Source organism: Micromonospora sp. NPDC048063 (assembly GCF_043202855.1).
Classification (GTDB): domain Bacteria; phylum Actinomycetota; class Actinomycetes; order Mycobacteriales; family Micromonosporaceae; genus Micromonospora.
Genome location: NZ_JBIDBG010000014.1, coordinates 137,035 through 151,523, shown reverse-complemented (window position 1 = coordinate 151,523; position 14,489 = coordinate 137,035). Strand labels below are relative to the sequence as shown.

Annotated in this window: 15 protein-coding genes; 6 read left to right on the top strand and 9 right to left on the bottom strand. The window is 67.4% G+C overall.

Annotated elements, in window-relative coordinates; all coding sequences use genetic code 11:
• Positions 1–199 precede the first annotated feature (199 nt).
• Together ACGFZ2_RS27520 and ACGFZ2_RS27515 are read right to left on the bottom strand one after the other, a co-directional pair.
• Entirely contained in the window at positions 200–736 is a 537-nt protein-coding gene (locus tag ACGFZ2_RS27520; protein ID WP_393458345.1) for a pyridoxamine 5'-phosphate oxidase family protein, read from the bottom strand.
• A gap of 257 nt (positions 737–993) precedes the next feature.
• Entirely contained in the window at positions 994–1,347 is a 354-nt protein-coding gene (locus tag ACGFZ2_RS27515; RefSeq protein WP_393458342.1) for a hypothetical protein, read from the bottom strand.
• Positions 1,348–1,509: 162 nt separating this feature from the next.
• Between ACGFZ2_RS27515 and ACGFZ2_RS27510 the strand changes: the two genes are divergently transcribed.
• Together ACGFZ2_RS27510 and ACGFZ2_RS27505 are read left to right on the top strand one after the other, a co-directional pair.
• Complete coding sequence (locus ACGFZ2_RS27510; protein WP_393458339.1) at positions 1,510–1,950, top strand: hypothetical protein; 441 nt, start codon at positions 1,510–1,512, stop codon at positions 1,948–1,950.
• 328 nt (positions 1,951–2,278) lie between these two features.
• Complete coding sequence (locus ACGFZ2_RS27505) at positions 2,279–3,025, top strand: Sir2 family NAD-dependent protein deacetylase (protein WP_357703687.1); 747 nt, start codon at positions 2,279–2,281, stop codon at positions 3,023–3,025.
• A gap of 157 nt (positions 3,026–3,182) precedes the next feature.
• Here ACGFZ2_RS27505 and ACGFZ2_RS27500 read toward each other — a convergent pair whose 3' ends face one another.
• The gene (locus ACGFZ2_RS27500; RefSeq protein ID WP_393458336.1) at positions 3,183–3,869 is read right to left on the bottom strand and encodes a hypothetical protein; all 687 of its coding nucleotides are present in this window, start codon (positions 3,867–3,869) and stop codon (positions 3,183–3,185) included.
• Positions 3,870–3,934: 65 nt separating this feature from the next.
• Here ACGFZ2_RS27500 and ACGFZ2_RS27495 point away from each other — a divergent pair, with 65 nt between their 5' ends.
• Complete coding sequence (locus tag ACGFZ2_RS27495) at positions 3,935–4,462, top strand: VOC family protein (RefSeq protein ID WP_393458333.1); 528 nt, start codon at positions 3,935–3,937, stop codon at positions 4,460–4,462.
• A gap of 131 nt (positions 4,463–4,593) precedes the next feature.
• Here the strand turns inward: ACGFZ2_RS27495 and ACGFZ2_RS27490 are convergent, their stop codons facing one another.
• Entirely contained in the window at positions 4,594–5,406 is an 813-nt protein-coding gene (locus ACGFZ2_RS27490; protein ID WP_393458330.1) for an SAM-dependent methyltransferase, read from the bottom strand.
• A 39-nt stretch (positions 5,407–5,445) separates the two neighbouring features.
• Between ACGFZ2_RS27490 and ACGFZ2_RS27485 the strand changes: the two genes are divergently transcribed.
• Both ACGFZ2_RS27485 and ACGFZ2_RS27480 read left to right on the top strand, forming a co-directional pair.
• A complete protein-coding gene (locus ACGFZ2_RS27485; RefSeq protein WP_393458327.1) occupies positions 5,446–5,568 on the top strand; it encodes a hypothetical protein in 123 nt (40 codons plus the stop codon).
• A 396-nt stretch (positions 5,569–5,964) separates the two neighbouring features.
• Positions 5,965–7,185: a hypothetical protein gene (locus ACGFZ2_RS27480; protein WP_393458324.1), complete on the top strand. Its 1,221-nt coding sequence runs from the start codon at positions 5,965–5,967 to the stop codon at positions 7,183–7,185.
• A 240-nt stretch (positions 7,186–7,425) separates the two neighbouring features.
• Here the strand turns inward: ACGFZ2_RS27480 and ACGFZ2_RS27475 are convergent, their stop codons facing one another.
• Positions 7,426–8,187 carry an alpha/beta fold hydrolase gene (locus tag ACGFZ2_RS27475; RefSeq protein WP_393458321.1) on the bottom strand — a complete coding sequence of 254 codons (762 nt, stop codon included), beginning with the start codon at positions 8,185–8,187 and terminating at the stop codon, positions 7,426–7,428.
• A gap of 28 nt (positions 8,188–8,215) precedes the next feature.
• Here ACGFZ2_RS27475 and ACGFZ2_RS27470 point away from each other — a divergent pair, with 28 nt between their 5' ends.
• Entirely contained in the window at positions 8,216–8,833 is a 618-nt protein-coding gene (locus ACGFZ2_RS27470; RefSeq protein WP_393458318.1) for a TetR/AcrR family transcriptional regulator, read from the top strand.
• A 389-nt stretch (positions 8,834–9,222) separates the two neighbouring features.
• Here ACGFZ2_RS27470 and ACGFZ2_RS27465 read toward each other — a convergent pair whose 3' ends face one another.
• The 4 genes from ACGFZ2_RS27465 to ACGFZ2_RS27450 form a co-directional block, all read right to left on the bottom strand.
• The gene (locus ACGFZ2_RS27465; protein WP_393458315.1) at positions 9,223–9,633 is read right to left on the bottom strand and encodes a hypothetical protein; all 411 of its coding nucleotides are present in this window, start codon (positions 9,631–9,633) and stop codon (positions 9,223–9,225) included.
• Positions 9,634–9,645: 12 nt separating this feature from the next.
• A complete protein-coding gene (locus ACGFZ2_RS27460) occupies positions 9,646–11,739 on the bottom strand; it encodes a hypothetical protein (RefSeq protein ID WP_393458312.1) in 2,094 nt (697 codons plus the stop codon).
• 1,109 nt (positions 11,740–12,848) lie between these two features.
• Positions 12,849–13,883 carry a tyrosine-type recombinase/integrase gene (locus tag ACGFZ2_RS27455; RefSeq protein WP_393458309.1) on the bottom strand — a complete coding sequence of 345 codons (1,035 nt, stop codon included), beginning with the start codon at positions 13,881–13,883 and terminating at the stop codon, positions 12,849–12,851.
• On the bottom strand, positions 13,873–14,394 hold the full coding sequence (locus ACGFZ2_RS27450; protein WP_393458306.1) for a hypothetical protein: 522 nt from the start codon (positions 14,392–14,394) through the stop codon (positions 13,873–13,875). The genes ACGFZ2_RS27455 and ACGFZ2_RS27450 overlap by 11 nt, the downstream gene beginning before the upstream one ends.
• Positions 14,395–14,489 lie beyond the last annotated feature (95 nt).

Genomic DNA, 14,489 nt, shown 5'->3' with positions numbered 1-14,489 from the left:
GCCCTCATCTGCCTCGCCCGACGCCGCTGCGACGTCCTGTTCGCCATGCTCCGCGACAAGATCCCCTACCAGCCCCGCCCCACACCGCCGATCACAGCTTGACGAAACCCATAGGGACACCCCCCCTTCGGACCGGCTCCCGGCCGCTTCACCAGATCTCTCATCACGTGGCTGGTCCCGATGCGGCCCGTGCTGCGGATCAGGACTGGGACGCCGCAGTGAGCTTCGCGATGTCGGGGGCGTAGACGGTCATCCAGTGCGGATGTAGCCGGTAGTAGACCACGTCGTTTTCCCAGTCGAAGAAGTCGTCGCCGTCGCCGTAGAAGTCCTTGAAGTACGCGAGCAGGTCGGGCCAGTCCGCGGCCGGCTCGCCGTCCTGGGGGTTGAGGATCTCCACCTTGCCGTGCGTGAACACGCCTAGGTCCTCACCGCGCATATGCGCGGCGCTGGCGGCGGGCCGCGCCGCGAGATGGCGCGCCTTGGCGGCGTTGCGCGCCGTGCCAAAGTGCCACTTCCCGTGCAGGAAGTGCCCGTCCACACCGCTGATCCGTGGCTCGCCCTTCGCCGTCACGGTGGACAGGGCGAGGGTGCGCATGCCGGTGAGGACCTGGGTGAGCTGCTCCGCGGTCAGTGTGCTTTCAGCCCTGATGATCGAGCGGAGGTGCGAGGTGGAGCGGGAGAGGGAGGCGTCAAGGAGGGCCTGAAGCTCTTGGAGATCTTCTGAAGTTTCGCGCATGGAGGTCCTTATCTATCCCATATGTATCCGTGGTGCCCAGTCCGCGCCATCGACGCCGACCGGTGAAGCCATACTCGACCCAAAGTCTGACACCTTGTGTCATATTTCTTCCTCTGTCTTGCGGACATCACCGCCCCGGTAATCATCGGCAGGATGCCTGGCCATGGATCCCCTAACGGGACGCCAGCACAGACGCCGATGGCCGAGCCCCACACCACCTACCAAGATCCACTATTTGGCCCCTGGTGTCGCCGTTCTTACCAGCACCCCAGTAACGCCCGTAGCGCCGCCGCCAGCCCACGCTCCACGTCGTTACCCGCCGCCGCCTCCAGACGGTCAACTTCGGCGTCGAGCTGCGGCAGATCCTCACGGCTGAGTACGCCATCTGACCATGGGTCAAGCTGACCCAAGATCGGAAGTTGGTTTCCGCCGGCCGCATTCATCAACGGCAACAGCTCCTCCACAGACACTTCGAGCAGCAAACCGCGTTCCTTCGCCGCGGCCCACTCTTCGGCGTCAGCGCGGTGGCGCTCACGCCGCTGCGTCCGGGTAGCACGGCGCAGGCTCTTCGGACGCGACTGCGGAGGGCGCAGCACCAACAGCAGACCCACCCCGGTGACGCTACGGCATCACTTTCACTGAGCCGGCGTCAGATCCACTGATCCAAGGCATCAACTCTCCCGACCCGCATCAGTTGCGCCGAGCCAGGACAGGCGGCACGTCTCGCCTTCCCAGTGGGCGACCGGGTAAGAGGCACCATAAGTGCCATCCCGATGGGTCCGGGACGGGTAGGGGTTCTGGTAGACCTTGGTCAGCCGCCGCAGGGATGGGTCGACGTCCTGCACCTGCCGGACGACCCGCCCGACTGGCCCGCGGTCGGCAAGACGGGGCTCTTCGAGGTGTTGCAACATCGGCCCGGCCAGGTGCGGCTGTTTCCGTTGGACGCCAGGATGCGCGGTCGACGAACCCGCTTCTCACGTTGGTCGGGTGAGGAATGGGCCGCGATCACCAGACGCTTCCCCGAGGGCACACTTGTCGTGGGAACCGTCACGAACGTGTTCCCCGGCAACCGGGAGTACACAGCCACGTTTGACGATTGCTGGTCGGCGGTCGAGTACGACGATACAGCGCCGTCGGTCGGCTGGACCGGCCCGTTTCAAGTGACGCGCCTGCTGGAGTGGACCCACCGAATCTTGCTGAGGCCGGCGACGTAGCGAGCGAGCAGATGGATATGCAGGACTCGCGTCGATCAGCCGAGCGCCTCCAAGGTCGCCGACGCACTCGAGTCGGCAAGGACCGATGATTCTCCCCCATCGCGCCTCATCACGAAGCGTGGTGCCCGGTCAGCGGCTACCGAAAGTCGAGACGCCCTACCGGCGGCAAGTAAGTGCACGGCGCCCTGCTGCAACCTGTGGTGAATGTTGTGGCAGATCAACCTATGCACGGAGTCCGGCATGGAAGGGTAAATGGGTTCGTGCCGACCGTGTCCGCGGCCTACCATCGGCGGTCATGGCCATGTGTTGGGCGGACGGGGTGACCCGGGTGGCGATACTTACCGGAGCCGGCATCTCGACCGACTCCGGTATCCCCGACTACCGCGGACCCTCGGGCGTGTGGACCCGCGACCCGACGCTGGTCAAGGCGTTCACCTACGACTCGTTCATGGCCGCGCCAGCGGTGCGGGCAAGGTTCTGGCAGACCTATCTCGAGCACGCCGCGTGGCGGGCCGAGCCCAACGCGGCGCACTATGCGCTCGCCGACCTGGAGCGCACCGGGGTCGCGGTGCGCCTCCTCACGCAAAACGTCGACGGATTGCACCAGAAGGCGGGCTCCAGTCCGCGTAAGGTACTCGAACTGCACGGCACGATGCGCGAGGTGGTCTGCACCGGTTGTCGCATGCGCGCGCCGAGCGAACAGACGTTGGCGCGAGTGGCGGCCGGCGACGGCGACCCTCGGTGCACCGACTGCGGCAACATTCTCAAGCTTGCCGTGGTGCTGTTCGGGGAGCGCCTCGACCCGGTTACGGTCAGCCACGCCGAGCGGATCGCCGCGAATAGCCAGCTTATGCTCGCGGTCGGCAGTTCGCTGCAGGTCGAGCCGGTTGCCTCCCTGTGCTCCGTGGCGGTCAATGCAGGTAGTCGGTTGATAATCGTCAACCGTGACCCAACCCCGTACGACGACCTTGCCGTTGAGGTGATTCGCGAGTCGATCGGTACGGCACTACCCCGGATCTGCGCCGCCCTCGGCTCGGCCGCTCAGGGCACCTCCGGCACGCCGGTCACACAGTAGCCGCCGGCGGCTACCAAGGTCTCTCGCAGGGCGCGGCGGACGGGAATGACCGCATCCGCCGAACGCGCTGATCGCGGCAGATCCGTGCGTTCCGACCTGAGCGCGGCAGGGCCTGTCAGCGGTCCGCAAAGCACTCGTCAACTGGGCACCGGGCTGTTCATCGGTAGAGCGGCTGGTCCTGGGTGGGGTCGGCGGGGACCACGTCGAGGCGCAGGTCGGTGGTGAGTTGGGTGATCAGCGCCCGGGTCCCGCCGATCCCGGCCCAGTGCGGATCGACGTCTTTGGCCACGCACCAGGCGTGATCAGCGGGCCAGGCGAATGCTGGCTCGGCGTTGCTGAGACGACGCTGGCCCGGCCACCCCGCAGCGGTGTCCCATGTGCCGACGTCGGCTAACGGCCCTCGAAACAACCAGTACGCACGGTGGGGCACCACAACCTTGGGCACACGCGGTGTCGAGGGCGGGGCAGCGGGTGTGAGTGCCAGTCCCGGCTGGCCGCCGAGCCGCTCGAGCAGGCCGCCTGTGTTCTCCTCGCCGATGTACACGGCGTCGTCGTCGGCTGCGTCGTCGGCGTCGCCGAAGCCTTCCCAGACGCAGAAGTAGCAGTCTTCGGGGGTCGTGGTGTGGGTGGCCAGCACCTCGAAGAGGGTGGGCAGTTGGTCGGTGGGCCAGTCCGCGTCGACGTCGTTCTCGCTTTGGCCGGGGCGTGTCGGATCGGGCAGGAACCGAAGCCGCCCGTAGGCGTCGAAGCCCGCAGGGCCGAGGCCCACAAGCTGCTGCCACGGCAGGTCGCTGTGGGTGATCCAGCCGGCGGCCGACAGTTCCCGACAGAAGTTGAGTGTCACCCACACAGGAAACGCCAAGTAACGCCCGGACGGCGGCAGATCCGGACGACCAGTAAGGTCGTGAGATGGTGCCCGTGACTCGGCTGGACCACGCCGTCATTGCTGTCTCGGATTGGCGGGTCTCCACCGACTTCTATCGTGATGTCGTCGGTGCTGAGGTGATCGGCGTTGGCGGCGACCGCGTTGCGTTCCGAGTCGGTCCCAACCAGTTGAACGTTCATGGGCCGGGTGTCGACCTTGCGGACAACGTTGCCCGTCTCCCCGTTCGCCCGGGGAACAGTGACATCTGCTTCGTCTGGGAGGGGCCGATCGAGGAGGCGGTGGCACACCTGCAACAACACAATGTCGAGGTGGAAACAGGACCTGTTCCGCGATTCGGTGCCGGCGGGACAGGGACGAGCGTCTACTTTCGCGATCCTGATGGAAGCCTGCTCGAGTTCATCTCCTACGAGGCGTCCCCGCGGCGGGCCAGCCCCGACCCGGCCGACCCCGACAGGCCAGCAGGCGGCCGTCCAGGCGTTGCCGATGCCCCACGCTCGTCACGGACCACATCTTCGCGCAGAAGCCGCAGGCCCGAACCTGGCTCAGCATGATCAGACATCCGCGCATCGGCACGTCCGGACGTCCTCGCACCGGGATGCGCCACCGTGACGGCTGCCGAGGGCGACGGACGTGCCAGCACCGACGCGCGTTGCCTGCGGCATGAGAGTGAACCGCACCACGATCAGGTACGGCGTAGCACCAGCGTCACGAAGCCCAGAACGTTGCGGTACCCGCGCAACCACTGATCGCGGTGCTCCCGGGCGGCGGTGAGTGCCTCGGCAGCGTCCGGATGGCCGGGGTTGTCCAGCGCCCACTCGGTGAGCGAGCCGGTCCACGACCATTCGTAGTCGTCCCACTCGGCGGAGTCGCTGACATGGGCGTACACCGGCGTCCAGCCGGCCTGCTCGGCAGCGTCGACCAGGCCGGCGAGGTCGGTGAATTCCTCAGGCTTTGCATTGAGCGCTGCGAGTGCCTCCGGAGTCGGCGGGACTTGCCAGAATCCTTCACCGACCATCAGGATGCCGTCGGCATTCACATGCCGACCGGCCATCTCCAGCGTCTCGCCGAATCCGCCGAACGCGTGTGTCGACCCGACGCACAGCACCAAGTCGTAGTCGCCGTCAGGAACGTACGTCCGGGCGTCGCGCTCGTGCAGTGTGAGCCGGTCGGCGAGGCCGCGTTCGGCGGCAGCGCTGGCGGCACGTTCAAGGGCGTACCGGCTGACGTCTACGCCGTCCGCGTGCCCGTCGGGGTAGTGAGCGAGGGCCTGCAGCGCCCAGGCTCCCTCTCCGCAGCCGAGGTCGAGGACACGAGCCGCCGGTTGGCGGCCCGCTCGGCGCAAGAGCCGGTTGAGGTTGACACCGAAGATCGGGGCCGCGATCGGGTGGTGCGAGTGCGCGATGCTGCTGAGCCGTTGACGATCCACCGTCAAAGTCAACCCGAGTCCGGTCGACGCCCGCAATCGGGTTGTCATGCCAGGCGCGGTCTGCGGCATGTGCGGATGGTGGCGTGGGCGCCGTGAGACGATCTAGGCGTGACAGAGTTCCGGCTCGACGTGCTGGTCGAGGAGCAGCTTGAGTCGGTCGTCTTCGTCAGGGACTACCTGCAGCTCGACTTTGTGACGCACGTTTTACCGCCTACGTCTGGCCAGCTGTGACCGTCGGCAACACCGTCCTCGAGTTCGGTGAGCCAGGCTATCGGGATGCGCTCTGTGCGTTCATCTCGCAGGAAGTCACCGCCGTATCGGAGTCACCAGAATGTGGTCTGGTGATCCGCTTCGCCTCGGGTGAAATTGTCACCAATCCCAAGCCATCCGACCTAGATGGACCGGAGATCGCGCAGTTTGAGGCGTATGACCCCGTATGCCCGCTGCTCGGGGTTTGGCGGCCCGGCGAGGACATCTTCGCTGGCCTCGATTGGTCGCAACTACGACGCGCGGTCCTCGGCATGTCCGAACGTTGCCGCGCCTGTACGTGCATAGGTCGACGAATACCGATCGTGACGGACGCGCCAGCGCCGTCGCGCGCTGCCTGCGGCAGAGTCGGATGCCCACATGGGTCGTCCCAGGATACCCAGATCAGGAACCGTTACCGGGAAGAATGCATTCGTGCATCACCCCTTGACCGCACACCGGCGGGACACGGTCCTCGCGCTGTTGCGCCCGCTGCATGGTGGGTCCGCGTCGCTGGTGGCGGAGGTGCCGCTCGGGCACGACTGGGCACCGGTTACGCGGTTGACGTTCGACCGCGACCTGCCCGGCGTCGGCCGGACTGTGGTGGTCAAGACGCGCCGCGTGGACGGGGCCGGTCACGGCGGCCCTGCCCACCTGCGACGGGAGGAGGCCGCGCTGCGGATGGCCGCGCCCACCGGGGTCCCCGCGCGGTTGATCGCCTCCGACCAGCCCGCGGGTGTCGTGGTCACCACCGACCTGGGGGACTGGCCGACGTTGGAGGATGTCCTCCTCGGCGCCGATGCCGACGCCGCCACGCGAGCGGTAGTGGAGTTCGGCGTGGCCGTCGGGCGGCTGCACGCCGGCACTCGTGACGCGGGTGAGGGGTACAGGCAGGCGCTGGCTGGTCTCGGCGCGCCGGAGGCGGATGCCGGCCCTGGACTGCCCTGGCCCGGTTTGGACAGGTGGCGGGACGTCGAGGTCGCCTGCGCCGCGCTGGGCCTGCCGGACGCGCGCGTCGCGGCTGGCGACGCCGCGTTCGTCCAGGATCGGATCACCGACCCCGGCCCGTTCGCGGCACTGACGCACACCGACCTCAATCCCGGGAACGCGCTGGTGACACCGCACGGCGTGCGGATAGTGGACTTCGAAGGCGCGATCTTCGGACACCTCGGCTTCGACGCATCGTTCCTACACTTTCCGTTCCCCACCTACAGCGCCCACTGGGCGACGCTGCCCGACAGCGTGGTGACCGAGGCCGATCGTGCCTACCGCCGGGCACTGGCCGAGGCCATGCCCGGTGCAATTCTCGGACGCCTTGACCAGGCACTCGCGGTCGGTGCTGCGGCAGCCCTCGCCGTCCGGGTGCAGCGGCTGCCGCTGCTGGCCGCCATCGACCAGCCGCCACGCACCCGCTGGCGCCGTCGAGCGCAGCTTGTGCAACAGATCCGGGTGTTCACCCAGCTCGCCGAACGAGCCACGACGCTGCCGTCGATGGCCGACTGGTTCGCCCGGCTCGCCGAGGCGATGTCCGCCCGCTGGCAAGACACGACAACCCCGCCGCCGGCAACGTTCCCCGCCTTCCGGCCGGCCAGGCAAAGATGACGCCCAAGCGGGCCGCACGGCGACCGGCGGACGTAGGCAGCGAGTGAATCCGGCAGGAAACCCACACCACTCCCGGCATGGCCAAGTGCACTGTACTCGGCATGACCAGACGCCGACCCGACCGAGCGCCGTGACGTCGCGTAGCGCGCGACTCGCGGCAGATCCGGATGGTGGCGCCGCGCTTCCGTCGCTCCCGCGTTAACCACTCGGACGGCTTCTTCCGTGGGTCGCCCCTCGGCCTCAGCGAAGGAATTCGCTGAGCACCGGGGCCAGGGTGCCCGCAGGCACGCCGTGCCACTCGCCGGGCAGGCTGCGGTGAACGGCCTGGGGAAGCAACTCCGTTACGACCGTTGCCATGTGAGTCAGATCGGTGGTGCTGCCCGCGCTGTTCAGTACCAGCGTCGGTGCCGTGACGTGTCGAAGCAGGTCCGCGTCGATGGTTTCGCTGAACATGCTGTCGTACGCCAGCGTGGATGCGACGGTGACCATGGCGGACCAGTGCGGCGTGTCCCGCATGCCGGCAAGGGTCTCGGCGGGCACACCGATGCTGGTCAGGAAGAACTCCACCGCGTCCGCGCCGGTGAGGCGCCGCAGTTGAGCGGTGAACGCTCGTTGCTCTGGATTGTCGCTTGCGGGCTCGATCGGCGGCTCAAGCAAGGCCAGACGACGTACGGCCAGGCCGGCTGCAGCCGCGTGCAGCGCGACCAGGCAGCCGGACGAGTAACCGTAGAGCGTCGCCGGCCCGCCGACCGTGTCGATCAGCGCCGCTAGGTCTTCCACCTCGCGTGCGGGGGCGTATGGCGGGGTGTCGGTGCTGGCGCCACGGCCGCGGCGGTCATACCGGACGACGGTGAAGTCCTCGGCCAGCAGGGTGGCGAGTTCACCCAGTGGACTGTTGGCGCGGAAGTGTCCGGCGGCGTCGATGAGGATGAGCGTCGGGCCGGAGCCCTGCTGCTCGTATGCGATGCGGGTCCCGTCCCGGGACGTAATGACAGCCTCCATGAACTGAACGGTATAGTACAGTTGAGGGGTGCGGAAAGAGCAGAAGCGTCAGGCGATTCTCGATGCTGCCCTGGCGGAGTTCCTGGAACACGGCTACCGGGGTACAAGCATGGACCGGATCGCCGCTCGCGCAGCAGCCTCGAAAGTCACGCTCTACGCGCACTTCGCCGACAAGCAGGCGCTCTTCGAGGCCGTCTTCACCAACGCGATCGCTGAAGCGGAGCGCTCAGGTTCACCGCTGACCGAATCACTGGCCGAGTCCCGCGACCTGGCCCGCGACCTGCGTGCTTTCGCCCGCGAACATGTCAGCACCGTCACGCAACCCCACTTGATCCACCTGCGGCGCATGATCATCGGCGAGGCCGTCCGGTTCCCCGAACTGGCCCGCACCTGGCATCGGAGCGCACCCGAACGCGGCGCCGCGACCCTCGCCCGCGCCATCGCCCGGCTCGCCGAGCGCGGGCTGGTCCACGCACCGGACCCGCTGCTGGCGGCACAGCACCTGAACTACCTGATCCTGTCGATCCCACTCAACGAGGCGACGTTCGCGGTCCGTGAGCGCCACGACGAGGCCGATCTGCACCGCTGGGCCGACCAAGCCATACGGGTATGGCTCGCCGCGTACGGCGTTGCCGGGACGGCCTGATACTGCCGATCAACCAACCTTCCACTCCGCACTAACATCGGCATGTTGGTACGCCGCGGATCGGAGACCAGCACCCTTTCGCCGACACGGACGGTGACGAGCCCGCCAGCGACCGCGCGCCTTGACAGCGGCAGATCCGGTCGTTCGATCTTGTGGGGGCCGTGTAGGCCGTCGAACTTGAACATGTTGAACGGGCAGCTCCTGGTGGAGTTGCCTGCTTGGCGTTTGGACGGCACGGTGATCACGTTGTTTTGGGTGCAGTCCTCCCGATCAGCCGCGCCATCAGGTAGGTCCGAGCAGCACGGACGGGTTGCCCGCTACACAACGAACCAGCCGCCCGCGTCGTCGCCGCCCAACCTCGACGCTGGACCGTCGCTGCGTCATAGACCTCAGCCTCGTTCGGGGACCGTGAAGTCGTACGGGTTTGGCCCGGGGGCCGGGTTGATGACCTCGTCGAGCGACGTACAGACGAGGAGAATGCCCGGCCGGAAGTGTGCGCTGCCCCAGCTTGGCGAATTGTCCAGGCCGGACTGCAGCTCGACGACCAGTTCGCCGTTCGCGTTGAGATCCGTCGATCGCGTGAACACGGCGGTGATCCACTCGGGTGGATCGTCGCGGTTCAGGAACGCCACCTCCACCGTCCACGCGTCGCCGGTCACGACCATGTCCAGGGGCACGTCGAAGTCGACCATATAGTGTCCGTCGACGCTCTCCGAGCCCGCGATCCTTAAGCGCTGCGTCGGACTAAGATCGCCATCCGCGAGGACAACGTGGAACGGACCGTACAGCGTTTCTGGCATAAGACTGTCTCCCTACGCCTCTTCGAGCCCTCGCTGGCGGGTGAACTCGCTGCTGAAGCCGTTCCGCCCGCCGTCCTCGGTAATGTGGCGCAGCGCCTGTCGCCAGAATCCCAGGTTGCCGCCCGGGTTGAGCGGGCTGTCGCCATAGATGCCCTCGACCTCGTCGCGGGTGTTGTCGTTGCGCTGGCCCCAGTGGAGCAGCCCGCGGATGTTTGGGTTGCGCGCCAGCTTCACCGCATAGTCGACAAGCTCCTGGCTGCCGCTGACGTCCCGAAGGCACGCGACCTCGACGGAGCACGTGGTGTCGAACTTCTGCATGCCGATCAGGGCCCGGGTCCGCTTCGTGAACCTGAGCGAGGCATAGCCGACGAATGCCTTTCCTTCGAACTCCTGCTTCATCTCGAAGGCGATCAGGGAGTCGACGAACGCGATCAGGCGGTCGTCCACGGCGTCGAAGAAGACTTCGACCGAGTCGACATTCACCTCGCAGCTGACGTTAAGATAATCCCGCTGATCCATGACCGCATAGCTGATCGCCTCGTAGTCGCGGTCGCCCTGCTGCGACTGGAAGGCGGCGTAGTAGATGAGCTGCCAGGTGAGGAGCCCGGCCGCCCTTTTGGCCGGGTTCGGTTCGTCGGGGTCGAGCAGCTCGTTCTTGATGTGCTCCATCTGCTCGCCGAACCGGCTGTCGTCGTCGAAGGCGTCGAGAATTTCCTTCAGGATGACCAGCGTGAGCAGCAGCGCCGGGATGAGCGCGAGGAGCCCGACCCCTCCCGGCACGGCAACCGCCGCGATCGTGGTTCCGACCACCGCCCCTTTGCTGTTCACGAACCGCTCGATCTCCTCGATCGTGGCGCCGATGATCCCTTTGAGGAAGCTGGAGTCGGCACACGCCCGCTCCAGCATTCCGGGGTCGGCGCCCTTGTGCGGGTCGTCCGGATCGGGGCTGAAGGCATGGTTCGCGCCGGCCCTCTCGAACCGCGGAGCCTGCAGCCGCTGGTCGAAGGGATCCACGATGCGCCCGACCCGCTCGTCGCGCCCGGCCGTGTTTACCGGCGGTCGCAGGGTCCAGCGTTTCGTGATGCCCACGAGGTTGCGCTGGAAGTTCGCGTGGGTCGTAAGGCAGACCGCGATCTGGAGAAAGCGCTGATCGCCGAACACCGGTGTCGAGGGAACGAACGTGGCGCCAGCCGGGACCGCGACGTCGGTGTAGAGCGGACTCCGGACATCCTTGATCTGGTGCCTAATATCCTGCCAGAGGTGCAGCCGCCGTCGCTCATAGAGCGCATACTGCGGCACGGCCTTGAGCACCACGGAATAGATCACCCCGAAGCGCCCCGCCGAGACGAGCACCGCGTCGAACACGTTGTTGTCGCGGATCAGCTCGAAGTTGGCTGCGCCACCCAGCTCCTCGGTGCGGAACTCGAGACTCATCAGGAAGTCGTCGGTCAGGTGCGGTTCGTTGCCGTCGACCGCCTCGATCCAGTAGTGCTTGCCGCCGTCGGCCACCAGGTGGATCGCCAGGACGCTGTCGGCGAGCGGTGGCCGGTCGAAGTCGCCCCCGTGCGTGCCGGTGTTGAAGGCTCCGACGACGGTCTGCCCGCCGGCGCCACCCAGGGTCGCGAAAGCCCACGGCCCGCCATACCTGGGGTCGCCGAAGTGGCGGTTGATGTAGCCCGCCAGCGTGGACGGATCACCCACGTCGATCACCTGGTCGAGCTCGGCATAGAGCTGGTAGATGCGCTTTCCCGCCTCGACGTGCACCAGATAGGAGGGGATGTCCTGCCCGAGCTGGACCATGCGCTCGACATAGTCGCGGTTCAGGCAGCCCGGAATGACGCTGATCAGCGTCCTGCCCATCGCCTGATGCACGTTGCGCGGGTCGTGAGTCTCGATGAAGGTATGGTCGCTGATCGCGGCCCGCGAGAGCGCCCAGTGGCTGCCGGCTGCCTTGAACCGTTCGTCGGGTTCGCGGTCCCGGCAGAGTTCGATCAGCTCGGGCAGGGACGTGGGATACACGATGCGGGACGCCTGTGGGATGAGGTTGAACCGAGGGTCGTCGTGCTTCCGCGTCCACGGGCTGTTGAAAACTTCGTCTATCGGCATCGCACCGCTCCTCCTCCGGACAGCAAGGCCTATCGTGGGACCGTCGCCGCCTTCTCGATCTCCACCTGACGCCCTACCCCGCCTCACGCGGCGCCGTGTGCTATCCGCTTCACCACGACGGTCTTCAGCCAACGCCGCGTGGCAGGTTTGAAGCCTCTCCGCAGGGCGGCTCCGAAGGGCCAGAACCGAACTCTCCTTGGCACTCAGAGCGCAATGTCCACGACGGACATAGCGGTGTCCAGTCTCCTTAACACAAGTTTCGCCTTGACCAGATCCAGTCGGTAGTCAGGCACCGAGTTCTTCACCAGGTACCTGAATATCCGTGCGGGCATGCCGACAACTCCTCGTGGCGGGAAGTCGCTGTTCTGATGACTGCTAGGCCTGACCATCGCTCAAACGGCGCCACTCCCCCAGCCCGGGTGCAGACCGGGCGGATGGTCAACGTGCGTGTCCACGCCACCCATTGTGGGGCTCCCGCCCTCGAGTCGTGCGCCTTTGCCCGGTTCCAATCAAGTGCTGGCGACGCGCCAGGTCCGCACCCCGGGCGGTCACCGCTCGCGGCGTGTCGGTGCGCCGGTGGACCGTGCTGCTCGCCTTCGCCAACTCGATCATCGATTAGGCCAAAGCTCAGCCTCCCCGACATAGCCACCATCGAGGTGGCTATCGCTGAAGAGGTCCGTTTCGCCCACGACGACGGTCGTATCGGCCGGAACCAGTGCAGTTCGCCGTTCCACAGTTATCTTCAAGATCATGTACGCCAAGATTGGCCTGACCGAAAGGTCCGACGCTCACCAATCGCAGTGGATGGGTGCGTACTCCCGTGAGGTTCGCCGACCCCAAGATCGTCATGATCATGGACTAATGCGCAGGGATGGAGATCATTCCAAACGCATTACTCCAAGGTAGGTGATGCCGGAGGCCGCACGGCGGAGCGTTGGCGGCCGAACCCAACCGCCGGACAAGATCAAACACGCTCTCATCGGCAGATCCGAATGCGGAGTGGTTCGCCGAAGTGGCGCGCGCCTGTTATGCAGTGTTACCGATCGGGAGCTGTGGGCGCAGGACCCGGGGGTAACGGCCCCATGCACTGACTGCGGCACGACCCTCGCCTATCTATCGGGTGTAGGCGTGAAGGCGGCGAGCGGGTGGGGCTGGCCGGTCATGGCGGCGAGGGCGGTGGCGACGGCGTGGAGGTCCGCCTTGATGTAGGTGGTGGTGGCGGGTCCGCGGCGGTCGGTGTGGCCGGCGTAGGCGCGCGCGATGCCGTAGCCGAAGTGGCGTTCCACCCAGGTGAGGGTGGTGTGGCGCAGCCAGTGGGTGGAGATGCCCTGCGCGGCGACCCATGGCAGGCGGTCTCCGATGCGTTTCCAGAGGTGGTCGTAGCGGCGGCTGCTGATCGCTTGCCCGTTGCGGTAGCGCAGCAGCCGGTCGGTGGGCAGGACCGCGCCCCGAGCCTGGGCGTGCTCGAGGAGGCGTTCGGTGAGGGTCGGGGTGATGGGTTGCCAGCGCAGGGTGCCGCCCTTCTCCGTGAGGCGGACCAGGCAGTGGCGGGTATCGAGGTCGACCAGGCGGAGAGCGAGGGCGCCGCCGCGTCGGCAGGCGGTTTCGGTGTGCAGCCGCAGCAGCAGTGCGTCGAGGATGACGTCGTTGCCGCTGTTCCGCGCCGCATGGTTGATGTCCTGCAGTTCCCCGGGCGTGAGGGCACGGCGGGGGTTGGGCAGCCGACGTGGCTTGGCCACCCGGTGGGCGGGGCTGTCCGCGGCGGTGAGGTAGCCGTCGGCGATGGCCCGGCGGTAGACAGCGCGGGCGGCTGCGATCACATGCTCGCCAGCGTGGCGGCCTTGGCGGCCGGTCCGCCGGGAGCGGGCGCTGGCGGTGACCTGCCGCATGAGGGCTTCGATGTCGCTGGCGCTCACCTCGTCCAGCCGCAGATGACCGAGCACGGCGGCCATCCGGTCCCAGTAGGTGCCGTAGGTGCGCCGCGTGCCCGGGCTGGCCGCGGCCGCGACGCGAGGCACGTACTCGGCGACTGTCGGCATCGTGCGGCCGGAAGTGTCGGGGTGGGCGGTGAGGTCGGCGGGGGTGAGGCCGAGATGGGCCAGCATCTGCCGGGCGGTGACGATGCGTGACGGATCAGCCGGCATCAGAGCGGCCTCCGAGGACGGCGGCGTGCAGGTCCGCGAGGAGCCGCGTGATGGTGTTCGAGGGGTGCACGACGAGCAGATCCCGCGCCGGGACCGCCGCCAGCAGCACCACCTGGTGCAAGGTGATGCCGCACATCTGCCGGGCCGCGACAGGCAGCGGGAGTGCCCCGCGGGCTCCCACGGCGTGCATCCCGTCGGCCATGGTGGTGATGAGCAGCAGGCCGTCGGTGACGTCGACATGGAGGCGGTGACCGGACGGCCAGCCCAGCGCCCGCAGCAACGCCCGGGCGGCCACCCGGCCGTCGGCGTCCGGGCGGGCCACGTCGAAGACGATGCCGTCGGCCGGTTCGCGCCCAGGTGGAACGGCTGCGGGTAGCTCCGCCATCGGGGCCAGCGGCGGTGCCGGGCGAGGACGCGGGGTGGGGATGACCGCGCCGATCAGATGCTCGTCGAGGTGCTGGCGGGGCGGTTGCCGGGCGGCCGTCATGGTGACCGCCGCAGCCGTTCGCACGGCCTCAGCGCGTGGTGCCGAGAGCCCTGACCTTCGATGGGTGCACGAGTGCTACGGGGTGCCCTCATCGGGAGCCACCGGGGTGGTGAGCTCCC

Bases quoted from the DNA above. Each gene is read 5' to 3' on its own strand.
- ACGFZ2_RS27520 (WP_393458345.1), bottom strand. From the start codon at position 736: ATGCGCGAAACTTCAGAAGATCTCCAAGAGCTTCAGGCCCTCCTTGAC.
- ACGFZ2_RS27510 (WP_393458339.1), top strand. From the start codon at position 1,510: ATGGGTCCGGGACGGGTAGGGGTTCTGGTAGACCTTGGTCAGCCGCCG.
- ACGFZ2_RS27495 (WP_393458333.1), top strand. From the start codon at position 3,935: ATGGTGCCCGTGACTCGGCTGGACCACGCCGTCATTGCTGTCTCGGAT.
- ACGFZ2_RS27490 (WP_393458330.1), bottom strand. From the start codon at position 5,406: ATGCCGCAGACCGCGCCTGGCATGACAACCCGATTGCGGGCGTCGACC.
- ACGFZ2_RS27480 (WP_393458324.1), top strand. From the start codon at position 5,965: ATGGGTCGTCCCAGGATACCCAGATCAGGAACCGTTACCGGGAAGAAT.
- ACGFZ2_RS27475 (WP_393458321.1), bottom strand. From the start codon at position 8,187: ATGGAGGCTGTCATTACGTCCCGGGACGGGACCCGCATCGCATACGAG.
- ACGFZ2_RS27465 (WP_393458315.1), bottom strand. From the start codon at position 9,633: ATGCCAGAAACGCTGTACGGTCCGTTCCACGTTGTCCTCGCGGATGGC.
- ACGFZ2_RS27460 (WP_393458312.1), bottom strand. From the start codon at position 11,739: ATGCCGATAGACGAAGTTTTCAACAGCCCGTGGACGCGGAAGCACGAC.
- ACGFZ2_RS27455 (WP_393458309.1), bottom strand. From the start codon at position 13,883: ATGCCGGCTGATCCGTCACGCATCGTCACCGCCCGGCAGATGCTGGCC.